This is a genomic window from Streptomyces sp. NBC_01429, from assembly GCF_036231945.1.
In the GTDB taxonomy this organism is placed as follows: Bacteria; Actinomycetota; Actinomycetes; order Streptomycetales; family Streptomycetaceae; genus Streptomyces.
In genome coordinates, this window is the sequence record NZ_CP109599.1 from 5,441,414 (window position 1) to 5,457,066 (window position 15,653).

The window sequence follows — 15,653 nt, forward strand, 5'->3', positions numbered from 1 at the left end:
TCTACTCTGATGATGTGCCGGACGACGTGGGGGGCAGGCCGTTTCCTGACGGCCGCGAGCCCGACGACGACCGCGGAGGCGCGGACAAGGACTTCGCCTCCGTGGTATTCGACGAGGACTTCGTCAGATCCGCCACCATCCACGAACCCTCCGCCGTCGAGCGGCTGCTCGCCGCCGCCCAGGCGCGCGCCGAGGCCGAGGCCGCCCGCGCGAGATCCGGCGGCGGCCCCCACGACGACGACCAGTACGACGAGCTGTACGGCCGCGACGGCGCGTACGGCCCCGAGTACGGCTACGAGGGCGGCTACGACCCCGATGACCCCGACGGGAGCGCCGGCCCCTACGGGCGCCACGGCGGCACCCTGCGGCCCTACCGGGGCACCGCCCGCTGGCACCGCCCCGTCGCGTGGCTGCTCGCCCTGCTGATGGGCATCGGCATGGTCGCGCTGGCCTTCACCGCCGTCTACCGGGGCGGCGCGAGCAGTCGCGACGGCCAGGTGCCGCAGCCCGCCACCACCGGGATCGACAAGCCGGGGCAGATCACGCCGTCCGTCGAGGCACCCCACTCGGCGCAGGCGTCGGCCGTGCCGCGTTCCCCGTAGATCCGTACCGCGCACCCCGTGGAGCCGTCCCGCGTACTCCGTGGATCCATCAGCGGCTTCCCGGGTCTCCACGGGTTCCCGTAGCCGCCGCGCGACCTGAACGGGTGAGTGCGGGCCAACCGGAAGCTGCCGACTTCTCCGGCGTTTACGTTCGACCCCTTCGACCTACCCTCAAGGTATGGCAGGGCACCGAGACCCACCCGAAGGGGAACCCGACGGGCCCCCGGGCGCCGACGACGACGAGTACCGCTCCGTCGTCTTCGACGAGTCGTTCATTCGCGCTGCCCGCCTCCAGGAGTTCTCCGCGCGCGAGCGGATGACCGACCACTCCCACGCCGTACGCAAGCTCCCGCCGCACCTGTCGCCGGGGCCGCCGGGCAAGGGGCTGGGCGGCGGGGGCAGAAGGCGCTTCAGGAACGGCCCCAGACAGCTTCTGCTGCTCCTGCTGGTCCTGGTGCTCTCCTTCGGCACGGCCGTCTATCTGGGCCTGCGCAACCCCTACCGGCCGCCGCCGATCCGCGCCGCCGAGCAGGCGCGTATCTCGGTGATCCCGCTGGCGCCCGAGGGACGGGTGCCGGGAGGCGCCCCCGCCGACCTGCTCGCGCGCAGCCCCGCCGCCCGGTTCCGGGTGGGGGCCGAGGGGATCACCGTGCCCGGCGCCCGCCCCACCGGGGACTTCGCCGAGGGGCAGGTGGTGGCCGCGCTGGCCGTCGTCAAGGACTACCTCGTGGCCTCGTCGCTCGACCCGGACGTCCTGATGGGCCGTACGGTACGACCCGTGCGGGTGCTGCTCGACCCCGAGCAGCAGGGGCAGTTCGACCGCAGCTTCACCGATCCGGCCGACGACGGGCGACACGATCCGATCGGCTGGCTCGTGCGCTTCGACCCGGGGAAGGTGGCGCTCGCCGACAGCCAGGTGCGGGTGCGCGGCTCGCTGCGGTACGAGGAGACGGCGCCCGGGACGCTGGAGGTGACCTCCGACCACGTCTTCGTCTACGCGCTGCGGCCGGCCGGGTCCACCGCCCGGCCCGCGGCGGACGCCTCGCTGTTCACCGTGCGGCGCGAACTGCGCTTCCGGTTCACCGTGGACGATCTGCCCCGGCATCAGGCGGCGCTGCTGAGCAGCTCGTCCCAGGCGGGCCCCCAGTCCTGCTCGGCCGACGTGCCCAGGGCGCTGCGCCCGCTGCTGGCGGGCGAACGGGCGAAGCCGCACAACCCGGCCGCGACCGACCCGTACACGACGGGACCGGTGGCGCCCGCCCTGTGCGGCACGCTGTCCCCGCTGGCGGAGCCGACCGGGCCGGGGAGGGGGCCGGGGAGCGGTCCGGCCGGCTGACGACCGGCCGGGACCGCTCCCGCCCCCGCTCAGGGGTGGGGGAGGGTCAGGGCTTGCCCGGCCCCTCGTCCGTACCGCTGCCGCCGCTGCCGCTTCCGGTGTCGCCGTCGTCCGAGGCGCGGTTGCCGCCCGAGCCGCTGCCCGAGCCGCCGCCTCCCGTGAACTTGTCGCGCAGCTTGCCGCCCAGGTCGCCCGCGCCGCCCGCGATGTCGCCGACCAGCTTCATCAGCGGGTCCTTGCTGCCGCGGACCGTGTCCGCGTAGTGCGAGGCGGAGTCGCGGAAGGAGTCCGTGACCGAGGCGTCCTTGTCCTCCGCGCGGCGCGGGTAGTGGCCGTCCATGATCCGCTGGAAGTCGCGGCTCTCGGACCACTTCTTCAGCTCGGCGGCCCGCACGGTGGTGAACGGGTGCGTGCGCGGCAGCACGTTGAGGATCTTGAGCACCGAGTCGCGCAGATCGCCGCCCGCCTCGTACTCCTCGGCCTGCGCCAGGAACGCGTCCACGTTCATCTCGTGCAGATGGTTGCCACCGGCGATCTTCATCAGACCGCGCATCGACGCCCGTATGTCCTGCCCGACCAGCAGCCCGGCCCGGTCCGCCGACAGCTCCGACTTGCGGAACCACTCGCGCAGCGCCGTCACGATCGCCATGATCGCGACATTGCCCAGCGGGATCCAGGCGACCTTGAGCGCGAGACCGGTGAGGAAGAGCAGTATCGTCCGGTAGACGGAGTGACCCGAGAGCGCGTGGCCCACCTCGTGGCCCACGACGGCCCGCATCTCCTCCTCGTCGAGCAGCTCCACCAGCCCCGTGGTGACCACGATGATCGGCTCGTCCAGACCGATACACATCGCGTTGGGCTTCGGGTCCTGCGCCACGTACATGGTGGGGACCTTCTCCAGGTCCAGGATGTAGCAGGCGTCCAGCAGCATCGCGTGCAGATGCGTGAACTGCGCGTCGCTCACCCGCACCGAGTCGGAGAGGAAGAGCAGCCGCAGGCTCCGCTCGGGCAGCAGCCCGCTGAGCGCCTTGAAGACCGTGTCGAACCCGCTGAGCTTGCGCAGGGCGACCAGCGCCGAGCGGTCCGCGGGGTGTTCGTACGCCCGGGAGGAAATACCGGGGAAGCGCTTGCGCTGCCTGCTCGGCACGTTCTCGTGGCCGGCCGCCTCGCCGCCGGCCGCCTCGCGACTGTCATCTGTCATGGATATCCCCTGTTCGTACGAGTCGAAGCTCGTCCCCCTGACGGCCTCCACCCTAGATGTTGGCGCTACCGTGTGGCGGGGGCCGTGGCTGAGTCCCCGGGGAAACGACCCCGGGCCCTGGAGACAGGCTCCAGCCGGAAAAGACCGAGGAGCACCACCCACATGCCGGAAACCATCACCCTGCTCGCCGCCGCGTCCGATCAGCAGGGACCGGGCCGTACGGTGCCGATCGTGCTGGTCGTCTGCCTGGTCGGCGCGGTCTTCCTCGCCTGGTTCCTGCTGCGCGGATACCGCGACAACGATCACAACGACTGAGTCGGCGTGAGCGTGCCCGGAACCCCCGCATACGATGTGCCCGAAGTCTCCGCTCCGACTTCCCCACGATCCCCGAGGAAAAGGGCCCGCAGAAGATGAGCCTCACCGGCACCGCCGCCAACCTGGTCATGCTCGCCGAGGGAGGCGAGGGCGGCAATCACGAAAGCCTCAACCCGGCCCTGATCGGTGGCGGCGCCCTGTTCGCGCTGCTCCTGCTGCTCTGGATCACCACCCGCTTCAACCGCGACCGCTGACGCGGCGTCGCGATCCGGTGCCAGTAGGCTGTGGACGCATGGGAGAGCAGCAGGCGTCCACCGGCCCCGTCCCCGTTCCCGACACCGGATCAGGCCGCGGTAAGCGCCGACTCGGCGTCATGGGCGGGACTTTCGACCCGATCCACCACGGGCACCTCGTGGCGGCCAGTGAAGTGGCGGCCCTGTTCCACCTCGACGAGGTGGTGTTCGTGCCGACCGGGCAGCCGTGGCAGAAGAGTCAGCGCGCGGTGTCCCCGCCCGAGGACCGTTATCTGATGACGGTCATCGCCACGGCGTCGAACCCGCAGTTCTCGGTGAGCCGCATCGACATCGACCGGGGCGGTGCCACGTACACGATCGACACGCTGCGGGATCTGCGGGATCTCAACGACGACGCGGACCTCTTCTTCATCACCGGCGCCGACGCGCTCTCCCAGATCCTGAGCTGGCGCGATCACGAGGAGCTGTTCTCGCTCGCCCACTTCATCGGAGTCACCCGGCCGGGCCACGATCTGACGGACGACGGACTGCCCAAGGGCGGGGTCTCCCTGGTGGAGGTCCCCGCGCTGGCGATCTCGTCGACCGACTGCCGGGGCCGGGTCGCCAAGGGCGATCCGGTCTGGTACCTGGTGCCGGACGGTGTCGTGCGCTATATCGACAAGCGGCAGTTGTACCGCGGCGAATGAGCCACGGAGAGGGGCACCGGTGAACGACCGACAGCAGCCGTACGATCCGTACGACCCGTATTACGCGCAGCCCCCCATCGTCGGTTACGACGAGTACGGGCAGCCGGTGTATCAGCAGCCCCAGCAGAACCAGCCTCAGCAGAACCAGCCCCAGCAGCAGTACGACTCCTACGGGCAGCCGCAGCAACAACAGCAGGGGTACGGCTACGACCCGTACGCCCAGCAGGATCAGACGCAGCAACCGCAGCAGCAGTACGACCCGTACGCGCAGCAGCAACAACAGCAACAGCCGCAGCAACAGGGGTACGGATACGACGGCTACGGCTATGACACGGGCGGCCAGCAGCCTGTCGGCGTCGACACCGAGCGGCAGCAGCAGGATCAGCAGCAGCAACAGCAGCAACAGCAGCAGTGGAACATTCCCCAGCAGCAGGCCCCGCAGCAGACCGTGCCCGAGGCGGCCGCTCCGCCCGCGCAAGCCGTACAGGCCGCACAGGCCCCCCCGACCGCTCCGTCCGAGCGGGGCAGGGCGCCCGAGGCCGCCGTACCCGGCCAGCGGCGGCCCGACGCCGACGAACGTGACTACAAGACCGAGCAGTTCTCCTTCATAGAAGAGCCGAACGAGGACTCCGAAGACGTCATCGACTGGCTCAAGTTCACCGAGAGCCGCTCCGAGCGCCGCGAGGAGGCCAAGCGCCGGGGCCGCAGCCGCGTCGTGGCCCTGGTCGTCGCGCTCGTCCTGGTGGTCAGCGGCGGCGTGGGCTACCTCTGGTGGGCCGGCATGCTGCCCGGCCTCTCCTCGTCCGAGGAGAGGGCGAGTACCGCATCGGGGCCCCAGAAGCGCGATGTCATCGTCGTGCACCTGCGCAGCACGAAGCAGAAGGGCACCTCCACGGCGCTGCTGGTCAACAACTCCACGACCGGCAAGGGCACCACCGTCCTGCTGCCCAACTCCCTCGCCGTCGCCGACGACGAGGGAGCCTCCACGACGCTCGGCAAGTCCGTGGACGAGGACGGCTCCGACACCACCCGCGATTCCCTCGGCACGCTGCTGGGCACCACGATCTCCGGCACCTGGCGGCTGGACACGCCCTATCTGGACACTCTCGTCGAGCTGGTCGGCGGCATCGACGTGGACACGGACATCGAGGTGCCCGGCGCCAAGAAGGGCGACGACCCGCTGGTGAAGAAGGGCTCCCAGCAGACCCTCAGCGGGAAGATGGCGGTCGCCTACGCCACCTACCGGGCCCCCGACGAGGCCGAGGCCAAGCAGCTCGAACGGTTCGGGCAGGTCCTCCAGGGCGCGCTGCGCAAGGTCTCCGACGATCCGAAGTCGGCGACCGTCACGGTGGAGACGCTGGGACAGATCCTCGATCCCTCGCTGTCGGAGAAGGACCTCGGCGCCGCCCTCGCCAAGCTCGCCGAGCACGCCAAGGTGGGTGACTACAAGACGACGCTCCTGCCCGTCCAGGAGAACGGCACGCTCAGCGAGCAGACCGCCGACAGCGTGGTGAAGGACATCCTCGGCGGTTCCGTCAGCGCCCCCGAACAGGGCGCGGCGGTCCGGGTCGGCGTGAAGAACGCCAGCGGCGACCAGGACGCTGCGGAGTCCGCCCGTATCTCGCTGGTCAACGGCGGCTACGGCTTCGTGGACGCGGGTACGGCCGAGGCGGTGACGTCGTCAAGCGTCACCTACGGTGACGCGGCGAAGAAGGCGGAGGCGGAAGAGGTCGCCAAGACCCTCGGCCTGCCGACGAGCGCCGTGGCGAAGGGCAAGGCGGCGGTGAACGCCGATGTCTCCGTCGTCCTCGGCCAGGACTACAAGATCAATTAGTGCGGCCCGGAGCCGCGACGGGCGGGGCCATTCCCCGCCCGTCGGCGGGCAGCGCGGGCTGTCGGTGGTCCGTGAGATCCTGGACGTCTCCACAAACCGTCTACGAAAGCCTGCAAGTGACCGCTACTGATCGTTCCCTTCAGCTCGTCAACGCCGCGGCCCAGGCCGCGGCGGACCGGCTCGCCCACGACATCATCGCGTACGACGTCAGCGACGTGCTGTCCATCACGGACGCCTTCCTGCTCGCCTCCGCGCCCAACGACCGCCAGGTCAAGTCGATCGTCGACGAGATCGAGGAGCGGCTCCAGAAGGAGCTGGGCGCCAAGCCGGTGCGCCGCGAGGGCGACCGCGACGCGCGCTGGATCCTCCTGGACTACGTGGACATCGTCATCCACGTACAGCACAGCGAGGAGCGTGTCTTCTACGCCCTGGAGCGGCTCTGGAAGGACTGCCCCGAGCTGCCGCTGCCCGAGGACGCCGTCAAGACCCGCGGCAAGGCCCAGGAGCACGCCGACGCCGGCGGCGATCACGCCGGGGTCGCCGGTGACGTGGACGGTGAGTTGAGCTGAACGGCGCGCAGGGCGGCAGGGACCGCCGTATCGTCCTGTGGCGCCACGGCCAGACGGCGTGGAACCTGGAGCGCCGCTTCCAGGGCTCCACGGACATCGAGCTGACCCCCGAGGGCGTCTCCCAGGCCCAGCGCTCGGCGCGGCTGCTGGCCTCCCTGAAGCCGGACACGATCGTCGCGTCCGACCTCCGGCGGGCCGTCGCCACCGCCGGTGAGCTGGCCTCGGTCACCGGCCTCGGCGTCACGTACGACGCCGGGCTCCGCGAGACCTTCGCGGGGGCCTGGCAGGGCCTGACCCACGAGGAGATCATCGGACGGTTCGGCGACCAGTACGCGGCGTGGAAGCGCGGCGAGTCCGTGCGGCGCGGCGGCGGCGAGCTGGAGACCGAGGTCGCGGACCGCGCGGCGCCCGTGGTGCTCCGGCACGCCGACGGGCTGCCCGACGGCGGCACGCTCGTCGTGGTCAGCCACGGCGGCACGATCCGTACGACCATCGGCCGGCTGCTGGGGCTGGAGGCGTACCACTGGGAAGGGCTCGGCGGGCTGTCCAACTGCTGCTGGTCGGTCCTGGGAGAGGGCGCGCGCGGCTGGCGCCTCCTGGAACACAACGCCGGCACCCTCCCGGAGCCGGTCCTCGGCGACGACGACTGAGCGGCCCCGGGGGATGGCCGGACCGGATTTCGCTTTCGGGCAGGTCGCAGGCTAAAGTTCTTCTTGTTCGCAGCGCGGAGCGCGGGGAACACGCGGGGCTATAGCTCAGTTGGTAGAGCGCCTGCATGGCATGCAGGAGGTCAGGAGTTCAATTCTCCTTAGCTCCACAACCGGTAATCAGCTTCATACATCGAATCCCGTCCCCTGCTGGGGGCGGGATTTTTTGTCGGGTGTGCGCCCTGCCGCGGGCGGGCAGAGTGATCTTGGGAGCCCCGGCCGGTTTCACCGGTCCCGATCAGGGCCTGCCCTCCGGACGTCCGGTACGAGCCCTTACAGGCAGGCCATTTCAGGCTGTCCGCAGGTCGTTGACGTGACAGAATCGGACGGCCGGAGGGGGGCGAAGAACCGGACCGGGAGCTGGAGCTGACTGATGGGTGCCCACAGGCGTAAATGCGACTGGTGCGGCAGTGGTACGCCGATCGTCCGTGACATGGACCCGGTCAACGCCGACTACCAGTACTGGTGCGAGGAGTGCGCGCGGGCGCTGATCATAAAAGGCGACCCCATCGAGACGTACCGCGAGCTGGAGGGCGAGCCGATCTACGGACGGCTGGTCGAGGAGCACTGCACCCTCAAGCGGTTCTACTCGTTCGCCACGGCCTGAGCCGCCGCACGCCGCCGTCCCTCCCCGTACGTCGCCGTCCCCTTCCCGTACGCCGCAGCCCCCCGTCCGGAATCGATTTGGTGGTGGGCAGCGGGACCGTTAAAGTTGGCGATGTCGCCGAGGGAAACCCCGGTGGCGCTTCGCGAGGGGCTATAGCTCAGTTGGTAGAGCGCCTGCATGGCATGCAGGAGGTCAGGAGTTCAATTCTCCTTAGCTCCACAGGTTCAGTACGACAAGAAGCGGGCCATCCGAATCCGGATGGCCCGCTTCTTGTCGTACGCCCGGGGAGGCGTGCTGCCGGGCGGGCCCCCGCGTGGGGCCCGCCCGGCCGGAGATGGCAGGCCCTCAACCCCGCCCGGGGCCGAGCGCCTTGCGGCGGCTGCCGCCTCCGCCCGGCGGCAGCGCCGCGCGGGAGGGGGCCTTCTCCACCTTGGGCTGCGACGGCGGCGCCTGCTCCAGCCGGAGCGCGAGCTGCGGGCACCTGCGCACCGCGCGCTGGGCGGCGCCCTGGAGGTGCATCGGGACGTCCGCCTTGGCCGGCGTGGGGAAGCCGTCCGGGCTCATCCGGAACAGCTCGGGAAGGATGTCGGCGCACAGGCCGTGGCCCTCGCAGAGCGTCCAGTCGATCGCCAGCTTCCCGCCGCTGGGTATGGACTCCACCAGGTCCTGGTAGCCCTCGCCCGGCAGCGGCAGCACACCGGTCGTCTCGCGCCCGCAGCCACCGTTCAGCACATGCGCGGCGAGATCGTCGGTGAACGCCGCCAGGGTGGAGTTGAAGAAGCGCGCCGAGCCGTCCGGGTGCTGGCAGGCGCCGCGCGCCTTGACCGCCTGGATGACCGCGCGCAGCGCCTCCAGTGAAGCCTGGCCACCGCCGTTGATCACATCGGCGAGACCGCCGGCGGCGGCGGGCAGGCCGAGCTTGCACGGGCCGCACTGACCGGCGCTCTCGGCCGCCAGCCAGTTGGCGACCCGCAGTGCCTCGCCCAGCGGGCAGGTCTCGGGTCCGATCGGCAGGATCGCGCCGGCGCCCAGCGCGCCGCCCAGGGACTTGAAGGACTTCTTCGAGATGACGGCCTCGTGGGCGGAGACGGCGTCCATCCAGTCGCCGTGGTACCCGCCGGTCAGCACGCCCTGCGGCATCGGCGGGGCACCGGCCATCTGAAGGATGTACCGCAGCGGGACACCTGTCGGCGCCTCGATGACCATGGGGCGGGCGACCGCTCCCGAGAGCGTCAGCATGACCGTACCGGGCTCGTCCTCAAGACCCGTGTGCGTATAGCGGCGCGCGCCGATCCGCGCGCCGACGGCCAGCTGGGCGAACGTCTCGGCGTTGGACAGCAGGGTCGGCAGGCCGCCGACGCCCGACTCGGCGGCGCGCTCACGGCGGCCGGGCGGCTTGGCGGGGCCGCCGCCGATCGCGCGGATCACGGAGGACGCCTCGCCCGAGACCATGCGCTCGGGCGTACGGACCACCTTGGCCCGCAGCGCCTGGCCGCGCCGGTCGGACAGCCCGCGCTCGGCGAGCGCGGCGCGGATCGACACCTCGGTGGAGTTACGGGTGACCGCGATGATCAGCGTGCGCGCGCCGAGCGCCTCGGCGGCCAGCAGCGCGCCGTCGAGGATGAGGTGCGGGGCGCGGTTGAGCATCACGGTGTCTTTGCGGCACGGAGGTTCGCCCTCACTGCCGTTGACGACGACGACCGGCCGTACCCCGCGACGGATCGCGGACTTGGCGACGGCGCGCAGCTTCCGGTGGAACGGGAAGCCGGCGCCGCCGCGGCCGGTCAGGGATATGTTCTCGGCCAGCTGGGCGAGCCGCTCGCCGGTCATGGCTTCGAGCGGGCCGTGCACCTTGAGATGCATGGGGAGATCAAGGCGTTCGACCAGGTCGAAGCCCTGCGTCAGCTGGGGCAGGCCGACGACACGGACTTCGGGGACATCGGGGAGAGGCGCATTCACGGTCGGTCTCCTGCGGGTGCGTTCCAGGGTTCCCCGGCCGGGGGCTGGTAGACGGGACCGGGAGCGGGGTTGGTCGCGTCGTATGCGGACTGCTGCGCGTACGGATCGGGCATGGCCTGGCCCTGACCGCCGTAGCCGCCGCCGTCGTAGGCGGGGACCGCGCCGGTGTCGTAGGGAGCGGCGGTGCCGGGGGTGTACGGGGGCAGCGGACCGGTGTCGTACGAGGGGGGCGGGGTCGTGCCGTAGGGCGAGGCACCGGTGGGGCCGTAGGGGGACGCGCCGCCGGGCCCGTAGGGGGCGGCGGGGTCGTACTGGGGGGTGGCGCCCGTGTCGTACTGCGGGAGGGGGCCCGGCTCGTACGGCTCGGGGGCGTCGGGGTCGTACGGGGGCGGCCTGCCCCGGTCGTACGACTGGCCCGCCGCCGGGTCGTACTGGGGGGTGGCGCCGGTGTCGTACGGCTGCGGGTTCGCGCCCGCTCCGTACGCCGGGTTCGCGCTGGTGCCGTACGTGGGGACTGCGCCGGTGTCGTACGGCGTCGGGGCGGGCTGCGGGGGCTGTGCGGGCTGGGCGAACGCCTGGCCGGGCGGTGGGGGCATCGGGGCGGGCCAGGAGCCGCCCCGGCCGGCGGGCTCGTCCTGGATGATGGGGATCTCGTCGGTCATGAGGACGCGCTCGGCGAGGGGTATCCCGCCGCTCGGCGGGGCGCCCCGGCGCGAGCGGTCCGGGGCGTCGGGCGTGACCGGCATCCGGGTGGTCGCTTCGGCGCTCTGCGACATCGCGCGGTAGCCGGCGGACAGCCCCGTACCGGAATCCGCGTTGCCGTCGAACTCCGGGCCCGCGAAGGCCTGGCCCCCGAACGGCCGGCCCCCGAACGGCTCACCGCCGCGCGGCGCGATGAAGGTGTCGGCCATGGGGTCGGCGGCGGGGGAGGGCAGCGGATCGGCCATCGGCCGCGTCGCCTCGTACAGCGGCGGCGACGGCGCGGGGAGGCGCGGCGGGGTGCGGGGCGCGTCGAGGGGCGCTCCTCTGGACGGCGTGGAGACGGCGGACTCGCGCTCCCGCCTCGGCTGGTACTCGCGCTGCGGCGGGATGCCCGTGGCGCCGGGCAGGGGATCGGCCAGCAGGTCGCGGCGCGTCGCCTTGGACTCCCGTGATTCGGTGTCGGCGCCCGTCAGCGAGACGAACCGCTCGGCGAAGCGGCGCTGGGTCTCGTCGGGCAGCAGCCGCAGCGAGACGACACAGGCCACGCCGACCATGACGGTCGAGTACATGACCGTGACGTAGGTGGCGGCGGGACGGCCCGTGAACAGCCCGTGCACCATGGCGAAACACCAGGCGGGATAGGCCACCATGTGGATGGCCCGCCACTTGTAGGCGAATTTGCCGGGCAGCGAGAAGACGCTGCGCATGGCGCCGGTGGTGGCGGCGACGATCATCAGCAGCCCGGCCATCGAGCCGAAGCCGATGAGTCCGTTCGTACCGGTGATGCCGAGGCCGAACGGCAACAGGGCACCGATCAGGGCCACTTTGCCGAGCGAGATCTTGATGCTCACATGCAGCAGGAGGAAGCCGAGTGAGGCGACGGCGGTGGCCCGGTGGACTCCCTGGGCGACCAGACGGTGGCGCGGTGAGAGCAGCAGCCTGTCGGTGGCGATCAGACCCCAGACGACTGCCCCTGACAGCGACAGCAGTGACAGCACACCGGCGCCGAAGTCGATGAAGGCGCGGAAGGCGTCGCCTCCCACGACGGCGAGCAGGGGTACCAGTACCAGCGCGGCGACCGTCGCCAGGCCGGAGATCTGCCGGCTTTTGCCGACGTCCGAGCTGAGCGACGGGCCAAGCGTGCGAAGAGGGTTCATAGGGGGGCAACTCCGAAGGGCTCGGGAAAGCGGTCCCGTTGCGGCATGCTAAGTGGAGCCATACCAGGCAGCACTCGGTTTGCGGGTTTAGTCGAGTGAAGGTGAGTTATCCGACTCCTGAGTTGCCCGGATCGAGGCGATACGCGCAGTAAGGCGGATGCCCCGACGCCCCCTCCGTGGCCCGATGGGACCGTCCGGCAGTTTCTCTCAACGTCGTCTGTCAACCTCTTGACCCCTCCTGGCGCGGATTCTCCGCATTCTCTCCCCATCCTCTCCCTGCTCCTGCACCCTCTTGTTCGCTCCCGCGACCGGTTGTACGGTCGCGGGCCGCTCCTTGTTCGCTTCTTGTCCGTTCTTCTTTGCACGCGTTCACCGAGGCCGGAGATCGCGGCCTTCCACGGGGCCGTGATCGGGCCGCCACCGGGCCCGGCGCCGAGCCCGGTGGCGGGCCCGATGGCGGGCGATGTGTCCGTGCGCGCTGTCCGGGCGCTGCGGTACCCTGGCGCCATGCGTGCCGTACGCCTTCTGCTTAGCGGGCCGCGCTGATCAGTCCCGACGGATGAGAGATCCGGTCGGAATCGGCGCGGCGGTCCCTCCTGTGTGAGGGGCCTTTTTCGTTCACCGACGAACGTGGTTCACCGACGAGCACGGTCATTCGCTGAACGGCACAGCCGAGTCCGCTGGCAGAGACGACCGATGGAGCTTCAGAGAACATGAGCGAGACCAACCCCGCCGCCGCCGAGCCGGTGGCGCCGCACCGCTACACCTCCGCCATGGCCGCCGACATCGAGGCGCGCTGGCAGGGCTTCTGGGACGCCGACGGCACGTACGAGGCACCGAACCCCACGGGTGAGCTGTCCGGCGACCCCGAGCTGGCGGCGAAGCCCAAGAAATTCATCATGGACATGTTCCCCTACCCGTCCGGCAGCGGGCTCCACGTGGGACATCCGCTGGGCTACATCGCCACCGACGTGTTCGCCCGCCACCAGCGCATGACCGGGCACAACGTCCTGCACACCCTCGGCTTCGACGCCTTCGGCCTGCCCGCCGAGCAGTACGCGGTCCAGACCGGCACGCATCCCCGGGCCTCCACCGAGGCCAACATGGAGAACATGAAGGTCCAGCTGCGCCGGCTGGGCCTGGGCCACGACAAGCGCCGCTCCTTCGCGACGATCGACCCGGACTACTACAAGTGGACCCAGTGGATCTTCGTCCAGATCTTCAACTCCTGGTACGACAAGGACGCCGACAAGGCCCGCCCCATCGACACCCTGGTGGCGCAGTTCGAGAGCGGGGAGCGCGCGACCCCCGACGGGCGCCCCTGGAATGAGCTGAGCGCCGCCGAGCGCGCCGACGTGTTGGGCGGATACCGGCTGGCGTACGCCTCCGACGCGCCCGTCAACTGGGCCCCCGGCCTCGGCACCGTCCTGGCCAACGAGGAGGTCACCGCCGACGGCCGCTCCGAGCGCGGCAACTTCCCCGTCTTCAAGGCGAAGCTGCGTCAGTGGAACATGCGCATCACCGCCTACGCGGACCGGCTGATCAACGACCTGGACGCGCTGGACTGGCCGGAGGCCATCAAGCTCCAGCAGCGCAACTGGATCGGCCGCAGCGAGGGCGCGCGCGTCGACTTCGAGGTCGGTGACGCGGGCGCGATCACGGTCTTCACGACGCGTCAGGACACCCTGTTCGGCGCCACGTACATGGTGCTGGCGCCGGAACACGAGCTGGTCGAGTCGATCGTTCCGGCCGCCTGGCCGGAGGCCACGCACGAGGTGTGGACGGGCGGCCACGCGACCCCCGCCGAGGCCGTCGACGCGTACCGCAAGCAGGCCGCGTCGAAGTCCGACGTCGAGCGGCAGGCCGAGGCCAAGGACAAGACCGGCGTCTTCACGGGCGCGTACGCGACCAACCCGGTCAGCGGCGAGCCGGTACCGGTCTTCATCGCCGACTACGTACTGATGGGGTACGGGACGGGCGCGATCATGGCCGTCCCGGCGCACGACGGCCGCGACTTCGCGTTCGCGCGCGCCTTCGAGCTGCCGATGCGCTGTGTGGTGGAGCCCTCGGACGGGCGGAGCACGGACCCGTCGACGTGGGACGACGCGTTCTCCTCGTACGACGCGAAGCTGGTCAACTCGGCGTCCGAGGCCGCCGGCATCTCGCTGGACGGCCTGGGCGTCGTCGAGGCGAAGGCGCTGATCACCGACTGGCTGGCCGGCCGCGGCATCGGTGAGGGCACCGTCAACTTCCGGCTGCGCGACTGGCTGTTCAGCCGTCAGCGCTACTGGGGCGAGCCCTTCCCGATCGTCTACGACGAGGACGGCACCGCGCACGCGCTGCCCGAGTCGATGCTGCCGCTGGAGCTGCCGGAGGTCGACGACTACTCGCCGCGCACCTTCGACCCGGACGACGCCGACACGCAGCCGGAGACGCCGCTGTCGCGGAACGCGGACTGGGTGAACGTCGAGCTGGACCTGGGCCTGGGCGAGGGCGTCAAGCGCTACCGCCGCGAGACCAACACCATGCCGAACTGGGCCGGTTCCTGCTGGTACGAGCTGCGCTACCTGGACCCGCACAACAGCGAGAAGCTGGTCGACCCGGCCATCGAGCAGTACTGGATGGGCCCGCGCGAGGGGCAGCCGCACGGCGGCGTCGACCTGTACGTGGGCGGCGCCGAGCATGCCGTACTGCACCTGCTGTACGCGCGGTTCTGGTCCAAGGTGCTCTTCGACCTGGGACACATCTCCTCGGTCGAGCCGTTCCACAAGCTGTACAACCAGGGCATGATCCAGGCATTCGTCTACCGCGACAGCCGTGGCATCGCGGTACCGGCGGCCGACGTCGAGGAGCGGGACGGCGGCTACTGGTACGGGGGCGAGAAGGTCAGCCGTGTCCTGGGCAAGATGGGCAAGTCCCTGAAGAACGCGGTCACTCCGGACGAGATCTTCGCCGAGTACGGCGCGGACACGCTGCGGCTGTACGAGATGGCGATGGGCCCGCTGGACGTCTCGCGGCCGTGGGACACCCGCGCCGTGGTCGGCCAGTACCGGCTGCTCCAGCGGCTGTGGCGCAATGTGATCGACGAGGCGACCGGCGAGGTCACCGTCGCGGACGCCGAGCCGGACGAGGAGACGCTGCGCGCGCTGCACAAGGCGATCGACGGAGTCGGGCACGACATGACGGCGCTGCGCTTCAACACGGCCATCGCCAAGGTCACCGAGCTGAACAACCAGCTGACCAAGACGGGCGGTCCGCTCGCTCGGTCGGTCGCCGAGCCGCTGGTGCTGCTGATCGCGCCGCTGGCCCCGCACATCGCCGAGGAGCTGTGGCGCAGGCTGGGCCACACCGAATCGGTCGTGCACCAGGACTTCCCGGTCGCGGACCCGGCGTACGTCGTGGACGAGACCGTGACCTGTGTGGTGCAGGTCAAGGGCAAGGTCAAGGCCCGGCTGGAGGTCTCCCCGTCGATCACGGACGAGGAGCTGGAGGCGCTGGCGCTGGGTGACGCGGGTGTGGTCGCTGCGCTGGGCGGTGCGGGGATCCGGAAGGTGATCGTGCGGGCGCCGAAGCTGGTGAACATCGTTCCGGCGTAGCGGGGACCGGGGGCCTGTGGGCTCTCCGGCACCCTGTGTGGGCTCTCCGGCACAGGGCTTTCCCCTACGGGCAGGTTGGGGGTTCCGACGGGACCCACGGCCTGCCCGTTCGGTTTACGGTGGAGGGA

General features: G+C 70.9%; 13 protein-coding genes and 2 tRNA genes. 12 read left to right on the top strand and 3 right to left on the bottom strand.

Going from position 1 to position 15,653, the window contains the following annotated elements:
* The first annotated feature begins 14 nt into the window (after positions 1-14).
* Both OG627_RS23880 and OG627_RS23885 read left to right on the top strand, forming a co-directional pair.
* Complete coding sequence (locus OG627_RS23880) at positions 15-602, top strand: SCO2584 family spore wall biosynthesis protein (RefSeq protein WP_329068306.1); 588 nt, start codon at positions 15-17, stop codon at positions 600-602.
* Between the two features lie 178 nt (positions 603-780).
* Positions 781-1,938 carry an SCO2583 family membrane protein gene (locus tag OG627_RS23885; protein ID WP_329068308.1) on the top strand — a complete coding sequence of 386 codons (1,158 nt, stop codon included), beginning with the start codon at positions 781-783 and terminating at the stop codon, positions 1,936-1,938.
* A gap of 46 nt (positions 1,939-1,984) precedes the next feature.
* Here OG627_RS23885 and OG627_RS23890 read toward each other — a convergent pair whose 3' ends face one another.
* Positions 1,985-3,139, bottom strand: a complete 1,155-nt coding sequence (locus OG627_RS23890) for a M48 family metallopeptidase (protein ID WP_329068310.1) — start codon at positions 3,137-3,139, stop codon at positions 1,985-1,987.
* A gap of 162 nt (positions 3,140-3,301) precedes the next feature.
* Here OG627_RS23890 and OG627_RS23895 point away from each other — a divergent pair, with 162 nt between their 5' ends.
* The 9 genes from OG627_RS23895 to OG627_RS23935 all read left to right on the top strand — a co-directional run bounded on the left by OG627_RS23895 (position 3,302) and on the right by OG627_RS23935 (position 8,330).
* Positions 3,302-3,454 carry a hypothetical protein gene (locus OG627_RS23895; protein ID WP_329068312.1) on the top strand — a complete coding sequence of 51 codons (153 nt, stop codon included), beginning with the start codon at positions 3,302-3,304 and terminating at the stop codon, positions 3,452-3,454.
* 95 nt (positions 3,455-3,549) lie between these two features.
* The gene (locus tag OG627_RS23900; protein ID WP_329068314.1) at positions 3,550-3,708 is read left to right on the top strand and encodes a hypothetical protein; all 159 of its coding nucleotides are present in this window, start codon (positions 3,550-3,552) and stop codon (positions 3,706-3,708) included.
* A gap of 38 nt (positions 3,709-3,746) precedes the next feature.
* Positions 3,747-4,394 (top strand): nicotinate-nucleotide adenylyltransferase, encoded by a 648-nt coding sequence (nadD, locus tag OG627_RS23905; RefSeq protein WP_329068315.1) that lies wholly within the window; start codon positions 3,747-3,749, stop codon positions 4,392-4,394.
* 19 nt (positions 4,395-4,413) lie between these two features.
* Positions 4,414-6,228 carry an LCP family protein gene (locus tag OG627_RS23910; RefSeq protein ID WP_329068317.1) on the top strand — a complete coding sequence of 605 codons (1,815 nt, stop codon included), beginning with the start codon at positions 4,414-4,416 and terminating at the stop codon, positions 6,226-6,228.
* A gap of 116 nt (positions 6,229-6,344) precedes the next feature.
* Entirely contained in the window at positions 6,345-6,797 is a 453-nt protein-coding gene (gene rsfS / locus OG627_RS23915) for a ribosome silencing factor (protein ID WP_329068319.1), read from the top strand.
* On the top strand, positions 6,794-7,447 hold the full coding sequence (locus OG627_RS23920) for a histidine phosphatase family protein (RefSeq protein WP_329072920.1): 654 nt from the start codon (positions 6,794-6,796) through the stop codon (positions 7,445-7,447). The genes rsfS and OG627_RS23920 overlap by 4 nt, the downstream gene beginning before the upstream one ends.
* A 94-nt stretch (positions 7,448-7,541) precedes the next feature.
* Positions 7,542-7,614, top strand: a tRNA-Ala gene (locus OG627_RS23925).
* Between the two features lie 263 nt (positions 7,615-7,877).
* Positions 7,878-8,111 carry a hypothetical protein gene (locus OG627_RS23930; protein WP_114621985.1) on the top strand — a complete coding sequence of 78 codons (234 nt, stop codon included), beginning with the start codon at positions 7,878-7,880 and terminating at the stop codon, positions 8,109-8,111.
* A gap of 146 nt (positions 8,112-8,257) precedes the next feature.
* Positions 8,258-8,330, top strand: a tRNA-Ala gene (locus tag OG627_RS23935).
* Between the two features lie 126 nt (positions 8,331-8,456).
* On the opposite strand, the gene OG627_RS23940 is transcribed toward OG627_RS23935, so the two are convergent.
* Both OG627_RS23940 and OG627_RS23945 read right to left on the bottom strand, forming a co-directional pair.
* Entirely contained in the window at positions 8,457-10,070 is a 1,614-nt protein-coding gene (locus tag OG627_RS23940; protein WP_329068324.1) for an NADH-ubiquinone oxidoreductase-F iron-sulfur binding region domain-containing protein, read from the bottom strand.
* Positions 10,067-11,929, bottom strand: coding sequence for a ferric reductase-like transmembrane domain-containing protein (locus tag OG627_RS23945; protein ID WP_329068326.1), 1,863 nt, complete (start codon positions 11,927-11,929; stop codon positions 10,067-10,069). The genes OG627_RS23940 and OG627_RS23945 overlap by 4 nt, the downstream gene beginning before the upstream one ends.
* 713 nt (positions 11,930-12,642) lie before the next feature.
* On the opposite strand from OG627_RS23945, the gene leuS reads away from it, so the two are divergent.
* Positions 12,643-15,525, top strand: coding sequence for a leucine--tRNA ligase (leuS, locus tag OG627_RS23950; RefSeq protein ID WP_329068328.1), 2,883 nt, complete (start codon positions 12,643-12,645; stop codon positions 15,523-15,525).
* The last annotated feature ends 128 nt before the right edge of the window (positions 15,526-15,653 follow it).

Excerpts from the sequence above, each read along its gene's own strand:
- OG627_RS23885 (WP_329068308.1), top strand. The coding sequence starts at position 781 with ATGGCAGGGCACCGAGACCCACCCGAAGGGGAACCCGACGGGCCCCCG.
- OG627_RS23890 (WP_329068310.1), bottom strand. The coding sequence starts at position 3,139 with ATGACAGATGACAGTCGCGAGGCGGCCGGCGGCGAGGCGGCCGGCCAC.
- OG627_RS23895 (WP_329068312.1), top strand. The coding sequence starts at position 3,302 with ATGCCGGAAACCATCACCCTGCTCGCCGCCGCGTCCGATCAGCAGGGA.
- OG627_RS23900 (WP_329068314.1), top strand. The coding sequence starts at position 3,550 with ATGAGCCTCACCGGCACCGCCGCCAACCTGGTCATGCTCGCCGAGGGA.
- nadD (WP_329068315.1), top strand. The coding sequence starts at position 3,747 with ATGGGAGAGCAGCAGGCGTCCACCGGCCCCGTCCCCGTTCCCGACACC.
- OG627_RS23930 (WP_114621985.1), top strand. The coding sequence starts at position 7,878 with ATGGGTGCCCACAGGCGTAAATGCGACTGGTGCGGCAGTGGTACGCCG.
- OG627_RS23945 (WP_329068326.1), bottom strand. The coding sequence starts at position 11,929 with ATGAACCCTCTTCGCACGCTTGGCCCGTCGCTCAGCTCGGACGTCGGC.
- leuS (WP_329068328.1), top strand. The coding sequence starts at position 12,643 with ATGAGCGAGACCAACCCCGCCGCCGCCGAGCCGGTGGCGCCGCACCGC.